20 protein-coding genes are annotated in these 15,218 nt (G+C 57.6%); 11 read left to right on the plus strand and 9 right to left on the minus strand.

Annotated elements, in window-relative coordinates:
- Positions 1 to 39: 39 nt before the first annotated feature.
- From rbfA to nusA, 4 genes are read right to left on the minus strand one after another with little or no spacing between them, the layout of a single operon-like run.
- On the minus strand, positions 40 to 405 hold the full coding sequence (gene rbfA, locus ABFB09_RS07235) for a 30S ribosome-binding factor RbfA (RefSeq protein WP_347000837.1): 366 nt from the start codon (positions 403 to 405) through the stop codon (positions 40 to 42).
- Entirely contained in the window at positions 402 to 2,171 is a 1,770-nt protein-coding gene (gene infB, locus ABFB09_RS07240; protein ID WP_347000838.1) for a translation initiation factor IF-2, read from the minus strand. Before infB ends, rbfA begins: the two co-directional genes overlap by 4 nt.
- A complete protein-coding gene (locus ABFB09_RS07245) occupies positions 2,164 to 2,454 on the minus strand; it encodes a YlxR family protein (protein ID WP_347000839.1) in 291 nt (96 codons plus the stop codon). The genes infB and ABFB09_RS07245 overlap by 8 nt, the downstream gene beginning before the upstream one ends.
- Positions 2,441 to 3,940 (minus strand): transcription termination factor NusA, encoded by a 1,500-nt coding sequence (gene nusA, locus ABFB09_RS07250; protein ID WP_347000840.1) that lies wholly within the window; start codon positions 3,938 to 3,940, stop codon positions 2,441 to 2,443. Before nusA ends, ABFB09_RS07245 begins: the two co-directional genes overlap by 14 nt.
- A 210-nt stretch (positions 3,941 to 4,150) precedes the next feature.
- Here nusA and ABFB09_RS07255 point away from each other — a divergent pair, with 210 nt between their 5' ends.
- From ABFB09_RS07255 to ABFB09_RS07300, 10 genes are all read left to right on the plus strand, one after another.
- Entirely contained in the window at positions 4,151 to 4,606 is a 456-nt protein-coding gene (locus ABFB09_RS07255; protein ID WP_347000841.1) for a hypothetical protein, read from the plus strand.
- Positions 4,603 to 5,313 (plus strand): M28 family peptidase, encoded by a 711-nt coding sequence (locus ABFB09_RS07260; RefSeq protein ID WP_347000842.1) that lies wholly within the window; start codon positions 4,603 to 4,605, stop codon positions 5,311 to 5,313. The genes ABFB09_RS07255 and ABFB09_RS07260 overlap by 4 nt, the downstream gene beginning before the upstream one ends.
- A gap of 285 nt (positions 5,314 to 5,598) precedes the next feature.
- Positions 5,599 to 6,981 (plus strand): reductive dehalogenase, encoded by a 1,383-nt coding sequence (locus tag ABFB09_RS07265; protein ID WP_347000843.1) that lies wholly within the window; start codon positions 5,599 to 5,601, stop codon positions 6,979 to 6,981.
- Between the two features lie 153 nt (positions 6,982 to 7,134).
- Positions 7,135 to 7,602 (plus strand): metalloregulator ArsR/SmtB family transcription factor, encoded by a 468-nt coding sequence (locus tag ABFB09_RS07270; protein WP_347000844.1) that lies wholly within the window; start codon positions 7,135 to 7,137, stop codon positions 7,600 to 7,602.
- Positions 7,599 to 8,081 (plus strand): permease, encoded by a 483-nt coding sequence (locus ABFB09_RS07275; protein ID WP_347000845.1) that lies wholly within the window; start codon positions 7,599 to 7,601, stop codon positions 8,079 to 8,081. The genes ABFB09_RS07270 and ABFB09_RS07275 overlap by 4 nt, the downstream gene beginning before the upstream one ends.
- Positions 8,078 to 8,659, plus strand: a complete 582-nt coding sequence (locus ABFB09_RS07280; RefSeq protein ID WP_347000846.1) for a permease — start codon at positions 8,078 to 8,080, stop codon at positions 8,657 to 8,659. Before ABFB09_RS07275 ends, ABFB09_RS07280 begins: the two co-directional genes overlap by 4 nt.
- Positions 8,659 to 9,759: an ACR3 family arsenite efflux transporter gene (gene arsB / locus ABFB09_RS07285; protein ID WP_347000886.1), complete on the plus strand. Its 1,101-nt coding sequence runs from the start codon at positions 8,659 to 8,661 to the stop codon at positions 9,757 to 9,759. Before ABFB09_RS07280 ends, arsB begins: the two co-directional genes overlap by 1 nt.
- A 129-nt stretch (positions 9,760 to 9,888) precedes the next feature.
- Positions 9,889 to 10,110, plus strand: a complete 222-nt coding sequence (locus ABFB09_RS07290) for a hypothetical protein (protein ID WP_347000847.1) — start codon at positions 9,889 to 9,891, stop codon at positions 10,108 to 10,110.
- A gap of 142 nt (positions 10,111 to 10,252) precedes the next feature.
- A complete protein-coding gene (locus tag ABFB09_RS07295) occupies positions 10,253 to 11,281 on the plus strand; it encodes a permease (protein ID WP_347000848.1) in 1,029 nt (342 codons plus the stop codon).
- A gap of 19 nt (positions 11,282 to 11,300) precedes the next feature.
- Positions 11,301 to 11,540 (plus strand): thioredoxin family protein, encoded by a 240-nt coding sequence (locus ABFB09_RS07300; protein WP_347000849.1) that lies wholly within the window; start codon positions 11,301 to 11,303, stop codon positions 11,538 to 11,540.
- 19 nt (positions 11,541 to 11,559) lie between these two features.
- Here ABFB09_RS07300 and ABFB09_RS07305 read toward each other — a convergent pair whose 3' ends face one another.
- The 5 genes from ABFB09_RS07305 to ABFB09_RS07325 all read right to left on the minus strand — a co-directional run bounded on the left by ABFB09_RS07305 (position 11,560) and on the right by ABFB09_RS07325 (position 14,059).
- Positions 11,560 to 12,042 carry a GNAT family N-acetyltransferase gene (locus tag ABFB09_RS07305; protein WP_347000850.1) on the minus strand — a complete coding sequence of 161 codons (483 nt, stop codon included), beginning with the start codon at positions 12,040 to 12,042 and terminating at the stop codon, positions 11,560 to 11,562.
- A gap of 9 nt (positions 12,043 to 12,051) precedes the next feature.
- A complete protein-coding gene (locus ABFB09_RS07310; protein WP_347000851.1) occupies positions 12,052 to 12,561 on the minus strand; it encodes a Holliday junction resolvase-like protein in 510 nt (169 codons plus the stop codon).
- A complete protein-coding gene (gene pyrE / locus ABFB09_RS07315) occupies positions 12,519 to 13,082 on the minus strand; it encodes an orotate phosphoribosyltransferase (RefSeq protein WP_347000887.1) in 564 nt (187 codons plus the stop codon). The genes ABFB09_RS07310 and pyrE overlap by 43 nt, the downstream gene beginning before the upstream one ends.
- The gene (lepB, locus tag ABFB09_RS07320) at positions 13,078 to 13,692 is read right to left on the minus strand and encodes a signal peptidase I (protein ID WP_347000852.1); all 615 of its coding nucleotides are present in this window, start codon (positions 13,690 to 13,692) and stop codon (positions 13,078 to 13,080) included. The genes pyrE and lepB overlap by 5 nt, the downstream gene beginning before the upstream one ends.
- Positions 13,693 to 13,867: 175 nt before the next feature.
- Positions 13,868 to 14,059, minus strand: coding sequence for a hypothetical protein (locus ABFB09_RS07325; protein WP_347000853.1), 192 nt, complete (start codon positions 14,057 to 14,059; stop codon positions 13,868 to 13,870).
- A gap of 353 nt (positions 14,060 to 14,412) precedes the next feature.
- Here ABFB09_RS07325 and ABFB09_RS07330 point away from each other — a divergent pair, with 353 nt between their 5' ends.
- Entirely contained in the window at positions 14,413 to 15,162 is a 750-nt protein-coding gene (locus ABFB09_RS07330) for an SIMPL domain-containing protein (RefSeq protein WP_347000854.1), read from the plus strand.
- Positions 15,163 to 15,218 lie beyond the last annotated feature (56 nt).

A 15,218-nucleotide genomic window follows, 5' to 3' on the forward strand; every position in this document is an offset into this window, starting at 1 on the left:
TTTGATATTTGGATTTGCTTAGATATTGGGTATTAGAAATTAGGTATCGTTCGGCGGTTCCGGTGGCGGCTGGTTGGCAACGTCAATAAGATGGCTGAGCCGCGCGCCGCGCTCAATGGAATCATCCCAGTAGAAGGCCAGTTCCGGGACATGCCGCAGGGTCAGAACCTTACCCAGTTCACCCCTGAAATAGCTCTTGGCGCCGGTCAGAGCCTTCAATATCTCTTCTTTGTTCTCCGAGGTGGTCAGATGACTGACGTAGATCTTGGCGAACGTCAGGTCGGGAGCGGTTTCCACTGCGTTCACCGAAAGAAACTCAAAGCGGGGATCGCGCACATCACGCTGCATGATGCGGCTCATCTCCTCGCGGATCAGCTGGTTGACCCTTTCGACCCGGTGGCTCAAGCGCTTTTCTCCTTGCGGATGAACTCAAGCACGTCGCCCACCTGGAATTCGTTGAATGTCTCCAACCCAACGCCGCCTTCGAATCCCGCCAGGACCTCGCGGACATCGTCCTTGAAGCGGCGCAGCGAAATCATGGGACTCTCCGCCAGCGCTTCACCGCCGCGCATCACCCGGACGCGGGCGCCGCGGGCGGCTTTGCCCTCAAGGACGTATATGCCGGCCACGTTGGCCTTTTTACCCGCGGAGAAGACAGCACGCACCTCGGCGCGGCCTTCGATGATCTCCTTGATCTCGGGTTCGATCAGACCCTTCAAAGCCTTGTCGACTTCCTCGATCAGCTTGTAGATGATGTCGTAATGCCGGACGTCGATTTTCTCAGCGTCGGCCAGGCGCTGAGCGCCGGATTCGATGCCGGTGGAGAACCCGATGACCAGGCCGTGTGAGGCGATGGCCAGCATGATGTCGTTCTCAGTGACGTTGCCGGTGCCGGAGTGAATGATGTGGACGGTCAGGTTCTCAGTCGCCAGTTTCTCCAGCGAGGTGCGGATGGGTTCGATACTGCCCTGGACGTCCGTTTTCAAAATGATGTTGAGCTCTTTGACCTTGCCGGAGGCGATCTGGTCATGGAGGCTGGCCAGGCTGACGGTAGCCGGCTTCTTAGCCGTCCTCTCGGAAAGCAACTGGCGCGCCTGCCGCTCGTTGACGGCTACGGAAAGAGTATCGCCGACGCCGGGTACCGCCGGGAGGCCCAGGATGGCGGCCGGGGTGGAGGGTTCGGCCTTGCGGATCTGCTTGCCCTGGTCATTGAACATGGCCTTGACCTTGCCGAAGATGTCGCCAACCACCACGATATCGCCCACCTTAAGGGTGCCGTTCTGCACCAGGACGGTGGCCATGGCGCCGCGATTCTTGTCCATCTCGGCCTCGATGACCACGCCGGTGGCGGAAGCGTTGGGGTCCGCGTGCAGGTCCTCGATCTCGGCTACCAGCAGCACGTTCTCCAGAAGATCGTCGATGCCGATGCGTTCCTTGGCGGAAGTGCCGACGGCGATGGTATCGCCGCCCCATTCTTCGATCACCAGACCCTGATCTGCTAGTTGCTGCTTGACGCGGTCGGCGTTGACGCCGGGCTTATCTATCTTATTGATGGCCACGATGATGGGCACACCGGCGGCGCGGGCGTGGTCGATGGCCTCCAGCGTCTGGGGCATTATGCCGTCGTCGGCGGCCACCACCAGGATGGTGATATCGGTAGCGCGGGCGCCCCGGGCGCGCATGGCGGTAAAGGCCTCGTGGCCGGGGGTGTCGAGGAAGGTGATCTTCTGGCCCTTGATCTCCACCTGGTAGGCTCCGATGTGCTGGGTAATGCCGCCGGCTTCGCTCTCCATGACATGAGTCTGGCGGATGGCGTCCAGGAGGCGCGTCTTACCGTGGTCGACGTGGCCCATGATGGTCACTACCGGCGGCCGCAGCGGCAGGTTTTTGAGTTCTTCCTGTTCCGGCCTCTTGCGCTTCAGCGCGGCAGACCGGACCGCCTGAGGCCGGGCTTCAATGCCAAAATCAGCGGCCAGTTTAGCCGCCGCTTCAAAATCTATCACTTCGTTGATGTTGGCCATCATGCCGTTACGCATGAGCTGCTTGATGACCTCGATGGGATGCTGCCGGAGGGTAGCGGACAATTGCCTGACGCTGATAGCCGGAGGCAGCTCCACTACCGGTCGGGCGGGCGCCGTATTGGTTGAACTGTCTCTTTTTTCTTCAGACACTTGACTGCTCCTTAATGATTTCGCTGATGGCCGCCTTCAGTGCCTCCCTGTCCTCTTTGGCGAGTTTGACCTTCAAGACGTGTTCCAGTTGATTGCCTTTGACGGCGGCGGCGAGACAAGCGGTTTCACGGCACAGATAAGCGCCGCGACCGGACGCCCTGCCGGTGGGGTCTGTCATCACCCGGCCTTCCGGGGTGCGTACGACACGCAGGAGACCTCGTTTGCCGCCGACGGTCCGGCAGGCGACACAGGTGCGCTGGGGTGTTCTCTTAGAAGTAGTCATCACCTAGATCGAATTCACCGGCGCCACCGCTGCGTTTCTTCTTGCCCCGGCTGCCATCATCGGTTTCCCTGCCGCCCCGGCGTTTCTTCTTTTCCGCGCGCTCTGCGGCACGTCCGAGGATATCCTCGGCAAAGCGGACGCCGGATTTACTTTCGGCCGGGGTCTGCGGAACCCGTTCCGCCATATCGAGCGAGAGCTTGAGACCGGCTTCCTCGGGTACCGGCGGTGCGGCCTGGGGCACGCTGACCAGCACCGGTTCCAGTGTCTCCGGCGGCAGTTCCGGCAGCTTCTCGACGGCTTTTTCCGCGGGTTTCTCCACCGGTTTGGCGGCAGGTTTCTGCGGCGCTTTCTCCGGGGCCGGTTCAACCGGCTTCTCCACCGCTTTTTCCGGCGCTTTCACTACTTCCACAACAGGAACCGCGACCTGAGGCGCTGGCGCTGGATGGGCGGCTTCATAATCTGAAATACTCTTAATATCGATGCGCCAACCGGTCAGTTTGACTGCCAGGCGAACGTTCTGTCCTTCTTTGCCGATAGCCAGACTCTGCTGCCGGTCCGGGATGATCGCCGTGGCCGATTTCTCAGCTTCGTTGACGATGACCCTGGCGACCTGAGCCGGGCTCAAGGCGTTGGCGATAAGGATAGCCGGATCGGCGTTCCAGGCAACGACATCGATCTTTTCACCATTCAGCTCGCTGACGATGTTCTGAATCCGGATGCCGCGCAAGCCGACGCAGCAGCCCACCGGATCGATCCCCGTCTGGCGGGCGGCCACGGCGACCTTGGAGCGGGCGCCGGCTTCCCGGGCAACCGATTTGATCTCCACCATGCCGGAATATATCTCCGGGATCTCCATCTCGAAAAGGCGGCGCAACAGGCCGGGATGAGAGCGGGAAACGACAACCACCGCCCCCTTGACCGTCTTGGCCACCTCTACCAGGTAGACCTTGAGGCGCTGGCCGGGACGGTAGCGTTCCGTGTGAACCTGTTCCGACGGCGGCATGACCGCTTCGGCGCGTCCCAGGTCGATTACGACCTGCTTGGGATCCGCGCGCTGGATCAGGCCGGAAACTATATCTCCGGCTTTACCCGCGTATTCATCGACGATGGCGGTGTTTTCGGCCTCATGCAAGCGTTGCAGGATGACCTGTTTGGCCGTTTGCGCAGCAATGCGGCCGGCGTCATGGGGCGTATCCTCGACGATCACCGGTTCGCCCAGTTGAATGCTGGGCTGGAGGCGCCGGGCTTCGGGCAGGGTTATTTCGGTGCGCGGATCGTTTACCTTCTCCACGACCGTTTTCTCCGCCCAGACCCGCACCCGGCCGGTTTGATGATCGATCTTGGCCTGAATGTTCTGATTGGGGGCAAAACTCTCTTTACGGTAAGCGGAGACAAGCGCCGCTTCCACCGCCGCCAGAACCACCTCTTTGGAGAGGTTTTTCTCGGCGGAGAGTTGAGTGATAGCGAGCAAAAAGTCGCTTTTCATCTCGTTTTTGCTCCCTCCTTCAATTATTCCTTACAATAAAAAAGTGGGATTTCAACCCACTTCACAGGTTCTCTTCAACTAACAAAACAGTATATCACGCCGATTAGCCTTTTGCAATAGGTATCACTCCTATATAATGCGTCATAGCCGCCATTCCGGAACGCCTTTCGGCGTCCTTTTGATGTCGAATCTGCTAAGGAGAGCTGATCGATGGAACGACATATCCTGGCAGGTAAAGCACATACCTATATAGACTCCATCTGCGCACCACCTCACCGGCGTACCGGTTCCGGCGGCAACCGGACCACCGTCGAGTTCTTTACCAAAACGATCGGTCAATGGGGTTATGCCACTGATACGACGCCGTTCCCCTGCCTGGATCACGAAACCGGAGCCGTTTCTCTCGCTCGCGAGGAACATGATTTTGAAGTTTTCATCAGCCCTTTCTCGCTGGCTGCCGATGTCGAAGCGCACCTGGTGGCGATCTCGACGGTAGAAGAACTAGCAGGTTGCGAGTGTCGCGACAAGATACTGCTCCTCAATGGCGCCATCGCCGCCGAGCAGTTGATGCCTAAAAACTTCACTTTCTATAACCCTGAGCACCATCAGCAAATCTACACCCTGCTGGAGGATAAACGGCCGGGGCGCTCTACCCGTTCCCCATGATCGAGGACGGGGATTTCGACATTCCCTCGGTTTATTGTGCCGACACTACCGGCGAGGCCATCGCGCGTCACGGCGGCGAGGTATTTCATTTGAAAGTCGAGGCCAGCCGCATCCCTTCAGCGGCTTCGAACGTCATCGCCCGGAAAAACCCCGGCACGGCGGCGAAAGTAGTCGTTTGCGCCCACATAGATACCAAGGAAACCACCCCCGGCGCCATCGATAACGCCTCAGGGATCGCGACGCTGCTGCTCCTGGCCGAGTTGATGAAAGACTACGAGGGACCTCTGGGGATCGAGATCACAGCCATCAACGGTGAAGACAATTACAGCGCCGGCGGCGAGATGGACTATCTGCGGCGCTACAGCGACCGGCTGCCTGAGGGTTTATTCGCCGTCAACATCGACGCCGCCGGTTACATCGAGGGAAAAACCTGCCTTTCCTTTTATAACCTGCCGCCGGGCATCGAGGCGAAAGCACGGGAGGTTATCGAGTCAAATCCGGGCCTGATGGAAGGTTTCCAATGGTACCAGAGCGACCACATGGTCTTCGTCCAAGCCGGTCGCCCCGCCATAGCCGTTACCTCGGATAAATTCGTAGAACTGAGCGCCACGATCACCCATACGCCTAAAGACACCGTGGACATCGTCGACACCGGCAAACTGGTCGAACTGGCCGCGGCGCTCAACACCCTGATCCGAACCCTGTAACCACCAACCGTCATTATGAGCCGCAGCGAAATGAACTCAATGCCGTTACCAACTCACAACGCATGGTCGCTATCCTACCCTTTTCACGGTTAACGTCCCGCCCCGCCCCAGTATCAATTATTGCCCCCTTGTTATTAGTATTTGTAACTTTAGTCATATTATCATCCACGCGAATAGTGTATATTATGTCATGTAAGGTCAGACCACCAGGCGCAGCCAATGCAGAGGGTTGGCTCGCCAGCGTTACGGCCGGACCTAATAACACAACCTCGTGAAGGTATTAAAATGAAAACCTATCACACTACCGTAACCCGCCGCGATTTCATGAAGGCTTTAGGCCTGACGGGCGCCGGCCTCACCGCCGCCGCCACCGTCCCCTCTTTCGTCGATCTCGATGACGCCATCTCCCAGGGCGCCGTTAAACGCCCCTGGTGGGCTCGCACCGTCGAAACCCCCACCACCGAAGTTGACTGGCCTAATATGAAGAAGTTCTCCGAGGGCAACACCATGCGCGGCAGCGCCGCCAAATACATGCCCACCTATATCGACCAGGCCGAAACCGAACGCCGTGCAGCCTTGAAAAAAGAGGTCGAGGACGGCTACAAGGCCGACAAGAAAGCCGGTTACACTGTACGCGATTATGCGTTCAGTGGCTCCGCTGGCCAAGGCGCTGTCTCCAATTCGTTTATGGGCCCCATGAAGGCCAAGACCCCGCAGCAACTGGGTGTGGCCCCGTGGGAAGGCACCAAGGAAGAGAACGCCGCAATGTTGCGCACCGTTCTGCGCTTCTTCGGCGCCATGAGCGTCGGTTTCACAGAGCTCCATGAAGACACCACCATGAAACTGATGTACGAGAAAGGCCCTGGTAACAAACAGGAGTATATCTTCGCCGATGTCGATGAGCCGTCGGAGACGGCCACCGAACAGATCTTCCCCAGGAAGTGTCGCTGGGTAGTCACTATCGTCAATCAGGAGAGTCAGGAATTGTGGAAACGCAACCCCACTCCCCTCCAGGTGCAGATCCGCTACTCCCGCGCCCAGAACATCCAGGAGCAGTTCCAGGAGTTCATGCGCTCGCTCGGTTACCTCGCCCTGTCAGAGGGCGGTAACGGCACCGGTATCGCTCCGGCCTTCGGCGTCATGTCCGGCTTGGGCGAAATGGGCCGCATGAACCGCATGATCACCACCGAGTACGGCCCGACGGTCGGTATCTTCCGCTACGTCACCGACATGCCGCTGCCCGATGAAAAACCGATCGACGCCGGCTTCCTGCGCTTCTGCAAGACCTGTATGAAATGCGCCGATGCCTGCGGTGAGGGCGCCATCTCCTTTGAGAAGGAACCCTACTGGGAAGTCGTCGGCGGCTGGAACAACCCGGGTCACCGGGCCTGGTTCGAGGATTCACGCAAGTGCCGCGCCTACAAGATGCTGCCTGACTCCTGCAACGCCGGCAAATGTCTGTCGGTCTGCACCTTCACAAAATACGAAAAGGCAGGCGTTCATGGGCTAGTGAAGGCCGTCTCTTCAACCACCCCGGTCTTCAATGGATTCTTCCGCAACATGGACGACATCTTTTACCATGATGGTCTGAAGGACCCGGCTACCTTCTGGGAGACGCCGGTACCGGTGTACGGCATCGACGGTTCGATCGGCCTGAACACTCAGTAAACCGCGACAACCAGAGCTTCAAGGGAGGGGGGAATTCCCCCCTCCCTTTTTGTATTCCTACCGCATCAAGAATCAGATTATTCGAACTTCAGAGCCAGGCCCGCGCTCTCCCGTTGACTTGGAAATCGATCTTGCTTTATAATATATGCGTATATGCGCATATTAGACAATAACCCTGACCGCCTGGCCGATCTAATGAAGGCGTTATCCGACGCCACCCGGCTGCGCATCCTGAACCTGCTCATCGAGCGCGAATGCTGCGTCTGCGAGGTCATGCAGGCGCTTTCCATTTCCCAGACCCGTGCCTCTCGTAACCTGTCGCAGCTCTATGACGCCGGATTACTGGCGCAGCGGCGGGAGGGGTTATGGACTATCTACTATCTGTCGCCGGAGGCCGCCGCGGACCACCGCGGTCTCATCATTCAGGCCGTCGAAGAAGCGCTTAAGGACAATGACCAGGCGGCTGCCGACCGCCGCCGCCTGCGTGAGAGCGCGCGCCTCTGCCCACCGGCCGATCTGCCGGGGCTGGGTACATCGAACCATCCCGACATCGAAGAACCCGCCTGCCCGGTATCCTCCGGAACTGATTCCGGACAGGCGTCAATTAAAGGAGTAATTTGAGCAGCAACGCCATCATCTTCATATCCCTGGCTGCCGTCCTATCGGCGGTGTCGTTCTTTCTCGACCGGGACAAGACCGTCGCCGGCTTCAAGAAAGGCTGGCAGATGTTCAGAAAAATGCTTTTGCCTCTTCTCAACATCCTCATTATCGTCAGTGTAGCTCTGTACGCCATACCGCCTAGTGCCATCGATGAATACCTCGGTGCCGGGTCCGGTATCGGCGGCTTTTTCGTCGCCGCGGTCGTCGGTTCGATCGCCTTTATCCCGCCGTTTATTTCCTACCCCATCGCCTCGGGTCTTCTGCAGCAGGGAGCAACCTATGCCGTGGTGGCCACCTTCATGACCACTTTGATCATGGTCGGCATAGTTACCCTGCCTTTAGAGATACAATACCTCGGCCGCCGCGCAGCCATTGCGCGCAACGTACTCAATTTTTTTGCTGCCATCATCGTCGGTCTGGCTATCGGAGTCGTCCTGTGAAAACACTCGCCAAAAAGTACCAACCCTATATCTGGTTAGCCGCTTTCGGCGTAGCGACTATCGTTTCCTTCTCCCTGGGTTTCGATCCGGGCAAGACGGTCTTCACTAATTTCAGGGTGTCGGTCTTCGAGTTGCTGTCGTTCGTCCCTTTCATCTTCATCATCGTCGGGCTGTTTGATGTCTGGGTGCCCAAGGAAAAAATACAGAAACACCTCGGGAAGGACTCCGGCGTCAAGGGCATGTTCCTGGTAGTCCTCCTGGCCATGCTCCAAGCCGGACCGCTCTACGGCGCCTTTCCGGTGGCTTACGTCCTTCACAAGAAAGGTACCAGCGTCCGCAACATTTTCATCTACCTTGGAGCCTTCTCCTCGATGAAGATCCCAATGCTGGGCATCGAGATCGGCTACCTGGGCGTAGAGTTCACTTTAGCGCGGACGCTCATTTCACTCCCGCTTTTCATCGCCATCGGCCTATTGATGGAACGCTATCTGAAAGGCACTGAGTTCGAAGTGATGAACCCAGGCGAAAAACCATCGGCGCCGGCACAGGCGAACCTCCAACCCGCCGGGGGGAAATGATGAACCGGCCCGACGCAACCTGCGCCGTCACTCCGGACGCCGGATGCCCCACCACCCTGTCTTTCCTGGACCGGTTCCTTACGCTGTGGATATTTCTGGCCATGGCCGCCGGCGTCGGCCTGGGATTCTTCCTGCCGGGATTCGGCGATTTTATCGATTCGCTCTCGATAGGCACAACTTCGATACCCATCGCCATCGGCCTCATCCTGATGATGTACCCGCCCCTGGCCAAGGTGAAATATGAGGAACTGGGCAAGGTCTTCCGCAACTGGAAAGTGTTGCTGCTGTCGCTGATACAGAACTGGATCATCGGCCCCATCCTGATGTTCGCCCTGGCCGTCATCTTCCTGGCCGATTTCCCGGAGTACATGGTGGGCCTGATCATGATCGGGTTAGCCCGCTGCATCGCCATGGTCATCGTCTGGAACGAGTTAGCCAAAGGCGACTGCGAGTACGCCGCCGGGTTGGTGGCTTTCAACTCCATCTTCCAGATCGTGTTCTTCTCGGTTTACGCCTACGTCTTCATCACCGTGGCGCCGCAGTGGTTCGGCTTGGGCGGTGCCGTCGTCAATGTTTCCATAGGGGAGATCGCCCGCAGCGTGCTAATCTACCTGGGCATCCCGTTCTTCGGCGGCATGGCGACGCGGTACTTCCTATTGAGGCGCAGGGGTCGCAAGTGGTACGAAGGCAAGTTCATCCCCCGCATCAGCCCCATCACCCTGACGGCGCTCCTCTTCACCATCGTCGTCATGTTCTCCCTCAAGGGCGATGTCATCATCGAATTACCCCTCGACGTGGTACGCATCGCCATACCGCTCTTGATCTACTTCGTGTTCATGTTCCTGGTGAGCTTCTACATGGGGCGGCGCATCGGCGCCGACTATTCCCAGACGGCGGCCATCTCTTTCACCGCCGCCTCCAACAACTTCGAACTGGCCATTGCCGTGGCCATATCGGTCTTCAGCATCGGCTCCGGTGTCGCCTTCGCTGCCGTCATCGGACCGCTGGTGGAGGTGCCGGTACTTATAAGTTTGGTGAATGTGGCCCGCTACTTCCAGCGGCGGTATTTTCAGCCGCCGTTTACCGTAAACAAAATATAGAAGGAGATAAAAATGTCAGAACAACAGGTCAACATCATCGTATTCCCTGCCCCTCTATCCGGGTCGTGCTGAGGCCCCCAGGGACAATCGTCGGAGACGATTGAAGCGATCAAAACAGCCGTCGAGGGCGTGACCGGCGGGACCGCGGCCGTCATCGACGTTGAAACCATCGATGCCGATGACCCGGTCTTTGCCCCGGTAATCAAGGCTTTCGACGCCTACGGTACCTGGGCCCTGCCCGTCGTCACACTGAATGGCCAGGTAGTGTCGGTGGCAGTCTCCGCGCCAGGCCAGATAGCAGCGGCTCTAGACCAGGCACTCAAGGCCGCGGTAGACCCTTCCACAGCGTAGGGGCACATTGCGCATACACGGGTGTAGGGGCGGGTCTGAGACCCGCCCGCCCGGTCTCCCGTTTTGAAGGGACACGCCGTGCCGTGTCCTCCCAAGCCTCAATTTTAATTGTAAAATTTGAATAGTGTAAGACGATTGTAATTTGGACTTCATCTTAAATATGCTTTCAGGCGGCGTCGCTTCTCTCTTCGACTATCTATCGGCACACGTACTGACCTGCCTGGTGCCTGCCTTCTTCATCGCTGGTGGCGTTGCTGTGTTCATCTCAGCTCCAGCAGTGCTGAAATACTTCGGCCCCCAGGCCAACAAGTTCCTGAGTTATGGCGTCGCCTCGGTTTCCGGCAGTATTCTGGCCGTTTGTTCCTGTACGGTTTTGCCGCTCTTTGCCGGTATCTACAAACGCGGCGGTGGTATCGGTCCGGCCACAACCTTCCTGTTCTCCGGTCCGGCTATCAACATACTGGCTATCGTTTATTCTGCCCGCTTGCTTGGTTGGGATATCGGCTTAGCCCGGGCTATCGCCGCGGTATCGCTGGCTATCGTCATCGGCTTAATCATGGCTTACCTTTTCCGTAAAGACTCTGAAAACCAACCAGCTTCCGAACTGTTTGCCAGCGACGGTGATGATTCCAAACGGTTATGGCAGACGCTCCTTTTTTTCGGCACACTGGTCGGCATCCTAATCTTCGCCTCCGCCGCCAATTGGCCGGTAACCATTCTCCTGCTCGTCGCGTTGGGCTTGGTTCTCCGGCGCTATTTCAACCTTGATGAGATCAAACACTGGCTCCGGGAAACCTGGGCTTTCGTAAAACTGATCTTTCCCTGGCTTATCGGCGGCGTGTTCCTGGCTGGGGTTATCAGGACCATCATTCCGGCGGACCTTATTACCGGGGCGGTAGGCGAGAGCAACTTGTCTTCAAATATCCTGGCATCCGTTTTTGGCGCGCTGATGTACTTCGCCACGCTGACCGAAGTCCCCATCCTGAAGGCCTTTCTGGAATTAGGCATGGACAAAGGCCCTGCTCTAGCGTTGCTGCTGGCAGGCCCGGCGCTGTCACTGCCCAGTATGCTGGTTATACGTAAGATAATGGGCAATAAACGGGCGTTCACCTATGTTGGCCTGGTCGTTGTATCATCTACATTAGCGGGCATGATCTTCGGAATGTTCTAGAAGATAGGAGTATTGAACTATGAAAATTAAAATTCTGGGTACCGGGTGCCCCAAGTGTAACCAGCTGGAAGCCGTAACCCGCGACGCGGTAAAGGAATTAGGCCTTGACGCCGAAATCGAAAAAGTCAAAGACATCACTAAAATAATGGCTTACCCGGTGATGATGACTCCCGCGCTGGTGATCGATGAAAAAGTGGTCCTATCGGGTAAGGTGCCCGGTAAAGCCGATATAATCGCTCTATTAAAAAGTGCCCTGTAGAAGCAATCCCCTAAGGGTCCTACCGGGTAGAATTTTCCAACCGCTTGGTCATCTTGTAATACTCCAGCGGTTCCCCCTCCACCAGCTCCACCTCATGAGACTTGACCTCGTAGCCCAGAGATTGCCAGAAATGGCGAGACCCTATCGCAGCGTCGAGTTCCAACGATTCGATCCCCCGCCCCGCCGCCAGCCTCTCCAGTTCAACGGCTATCGATCTGCCGTAGCCCTTACCCTGATACTCCGGACGGACAAATACCCTCGATACATAGCCGCCGATGAGGCTGCCGGTAGACACCGGTTCGTTATCTATCCAGCCGATGACGATGTCCCCGGCGGCGGCGTCCTTGCGAATGTTTTCCGCCGAATGAAATTTGATGAAAAGCTGGATGACCGCGGGGGTGTAGTGTAGTCCGTAGGAACGTTCAACGGTGTTATGGATCAGGCGGAGGAGGTCCGGCAGATCATCTTCGGCGAAAGGTCTGATGGCAAGGGAATTCGGCATGGATAATGCTTATTCCAATGTTTCGTCGCCGTCAGGCTGACACCTTCGCTCGATAAGCTCCCATCTCACCATGCCGTCCTCGATAAGCTGCCTGATCTTGCGCTCGGCGGGGGTCAGCACGCAGTTCTTGCCGCTTTTGACCTCCACGATGACCACTTCCTTGGGGTCGCCGCTGGACAGGCCGGGGAAGACGACGAAGTCGATGGGACTGCCGATGAAGCGGGCCTCGGTGGGATCGTATTTGAACTCGGGGAGGAAGGGCGCCATCTGCTCGGTGAACTTGCCCCCCAGCACCGCCCGGCTCTGGGTTACCGCCTGTTTTGAGGAGTGGCCGATCTCCGCTTTCCAGTAGGCCTGCTCCTGCGCCTGCCACTCCCGGAAACGCGCCTCGAAACGCCATTTGATCATGTAATAGTTGACGGTGATGATGAGGAAGGCGGCCACCACCACCAGGACGATGATGAGCACCGTGTCCACTAGCTGCTCCCGGGTTTTTTTAGCGGGACGCCCGACCGGCACAGCGGGCAGTCCTCCGGCTCATAGGCCGGGGTGACGGCGCGCAGGCAGGCAAAAAGCGGCGCGCCGAAGTCATGCTGGTGTTCCGAGCGGTCCACCAGCACGCCGATGCCGACGATGTCACCCTGCTGTTTGTTGACCGCGTCGATGACCTCGCGCACGCTTTTGCCGGTGGTCAGCACGTCATCGACGATGAGAATGCGCTCGCCCGGCTTGATCTTGAAACCGCGGCGGAACTCGCGCTCGCCGGTAGCCATTTTCTCTGCAAAGGCCGCCGGCAGTCCCATCTGGCGGGCAACCTCGAAGGCCAGGATGATGCCGCCGGTGGTGGGGCCGACGACAAGTTCGATGTCTTTATTTTTGAAATGTTCAGCGATCATACCGCACAGCGGCACCGCCGCCGCCGGGTTTTCGATGACCCGGAATTTCTCCCAATAGACCGGCGAGTGCAGGCCGGAGGTCAGCAGGAAATGTCCGTCCAGTCGTGCACCGGACCGGATGAATAATTCTTCGACGTCGTTAATTTATATTCTCCCTGATCTTGCCGTAAACCCGCCGGGCCGGGAACAGTAATAACACCGGCACGAGCAGCACCCCGGCAACGATCTCTTCGAACTCATGGTTGGGGGCGCCGCCGAAACTGCCGAGAGGCCAGAAGACCACCCAGGCCTTGCCGTGAATATCCTCGCGGCTGACCGTCCAGCCCTGGGAAGAATCCAGGCTCACCGGTCGGTTGTCGCCCCGGACGTAGTATTCGCCCTCGGGAATGGTCACAGCGGGGTATGAGCGGTTGTCGCGGTTGACGATGTAGGGTTCGTCGAGTTCCTGGCCGTCGATGAAAATGATGCCGTTCCTGACCTCGACCGTGTCACCCGGCATGCCGATGATACGTTTGATGAATTCGCGCCCATCCTCGTAGGGTGAGGGAAAGACGATGATATCGCCGCGTTCTGGCTCGCTGAAAGCATAGCTAACCTTGCTGACCAGCAGCCGGTCCTCATCCATCAGGTTAGGCTCCATGCTGGTGCCTTCGACGATGGAATTCTGTAAGGTAAACTGAAAGATAATGAAGATAGCCAGCGCCCCGACAAGGACATAGGCGATCTCTATAAGTGCCGCTTTAAGTGCTTTCAAAATGTCTCCAGAATTTTCCTAATTATAACAGCCGGAGCCGCCGCGTCAACAATTCCTGGGACGGTTAACGGCATTCTTTGCCCGTGTCCGTAAAAAACAATGAACGAGGGAGGCTTCATCTCCCTCGTTCCGGTACCAGGCTAGACCGGTCTTTTTAACCATCACATCCGATGGTTTACCGGCATGCAGCTTCCATAACCCTGACGGAACCGGCTACCGGGGTCAGCGGCTCAATCTCCAACCTGCATGCTTCCTCGGAAGTCAGTTTCATCAGGTGACCGTTGACCATGATTTCCAGCAAGGTGGAGCGATGACCGATCCCATTCTGGTTGAATACCATGGGAATGATGCTTCTTATCTCGATCACGCCGTTGATCTTCAGTCCTGTCCGCTAACACCAACGATGGAAATCCGGGCTGCCTTTGATCTTCAACACCCTTGCTGACTGGCCTTCCTGCATCTCGGTTAACTTGTACATTCACTATCATCCTTTAGAGTTTCACTTTATCTCAGGCATCAGGATACACGGCCGGGCGGCGGAAAGATATCCGTACCTTTACCTAATTATTAATCAATAATCCCTTAGTCGCCTTCAAATTCTATCGAGAACCATCCGCCAAACTCCAATTTCTGGAAATTCTTTGACGCGCCCCCTATCCCAACCCCCAGCTCCGCCGTTATACTCTATGAAACCCACTAAACAGAAAAGGAGAACAGGAAATGAAAAGGGGAATTACCATCCTGGTCTCAGCGATACTGATCGTAGCGCTGGGCATCGGAGCGACCGGTTGGGCGGCGGCTCAATCCGGCGAGGTCATCAACACCACGCAACAGGTCGGCATCTGGGTCAACGGCACCGGTAAAGTGACCGCCACTCCGGATACCGCCAATCTGTCTCTTGGCGTCCAAGTGGAGGCCGCCACCATCACTGAGGCCAACCAGAAGGCCGCCGCAGCCATGGAATCCCTGATAGCCACCCTGAAAGGCCAGAGTGTGGCCGACAAGGACATCAAGACCCAGTACTTCAACGTCTATCCCGTGTATGATTACGACCGCGACACCGGCAAGAGCACCATCCGGGGTTACCAGGTGTCCAACAACGTTGAGGTCAAGGTCCGTGTCATCGCTAACGCCGGCCCGATCATCGATGCCGTCGTAGCCGTAGCCGGTGATGTCATCCGGGTCAACAACATCTACTTCACCATCGAAAACACTACCGCCCTGGAAGCGCAGGCCCGTGAACTGGCCCTGCTGGATGCCAAGGCCAAGGCCGAACAGATCGCCAACGTCACCGGCGTCAGCCTGGGTCAGATCAGCTTCGTCTCGGACAGCTCCAGCGGCAGCGGCCGAATCGCAATGCCCACCCCGTCCTTTGACGCCAAAGCCGGCGCCGAGTCATCCGTCACCCCCATCCTGCCCGGTGAGACCGATATCTTCATCCAGGTGCAGGTCATCTTCAACATCAACTAGTTCCCGCCTCCTCCATATGAAAAAGCGCCCCGCTCACCCCGGGGCGCTTTTCTTTT

The organism is Dehalogenimonas sp. THU2, from assembly GCF_039749495.1.
GTDB lineage: Bacteria > Chloroflexota > Dehalococcoidia > Dehalococcoidales > Dehalococcoidaceae > Dehalogenimonas.

Excerpts from the sequence above, each read along its gene's own strand:
- ABFB09_RS07245 (WP_347000839.1), bottom strand. The coding sequence starts at position 2,454 with ATGACTACTTCTAAGAGAACACCCCAGCGCACCTGTGTCGCCTGCCGG.
- ABFB09_RS07270 (WP_347000844.1), top strand. The coding sequence starts at position 7,135 with ATGCGCATATTAGACAATAACCCTGACCGCCTGGCCGATCTAATGAAG.
- ABFB09_RS07260 (WP_347000842.1), top strand. The coding sequence starts at position 4,603 with ATGATCGAGGACGGGGATTTCGACATTCCCTCGGTTTATTGTGCCGAC.
- ABFB09_RS07300 (WP_347000849.1), top strand. The coding sequence starts at position 11,301 with ATGAAAATTAAAATTCTGGGTACCGGGTGCCCCAAGTGTAACCAGCTG.
- arsB (WP_347000886.1), top strand. The coding sequence starts at position 8,659 with ATGAACCGGCCCGACGCAACCTGCGCCGTCACTCCGGACGCCGGATGC.
- ABFB09_RS07330 (WP_347000854.1), top strand. The coding sequence starts at position 14,413 with ATGAAAAGGGGAATTACCATCCTGGTCTCAGCGATACTGATCGTAGCG.
- ABFB09_RS07265 (WP_347000843.1), top strand. The coding sequence starts at position 5,599 with ATGAAAACCTATCACACTACCGTAACCCGCCGCGATTTCATGAAGGCT.
- nusA (WP_347000840.1), bottom strand. The coding sequence starts at position 3,940 with ATGAAAAGCGACTTTTTGCTCGCTATCACTCAACTCTCCGCCGAGAAA.
- ABFB09_RS07305 (WP_347000850.1), bottom strand. The coding sequence starts at position 12,042 with ATGCCGAATTCCCTTGCCATCAGACCTTTCGCCGAAGATGATCTGCCG.
- ABFB09_RS07255 (WP_347000841.1), top strand. The coding sequence starts at position 4,151 with ATGGAACGACATATCCTGGCAGGTAAAGCACATACCTATATAGACTCC.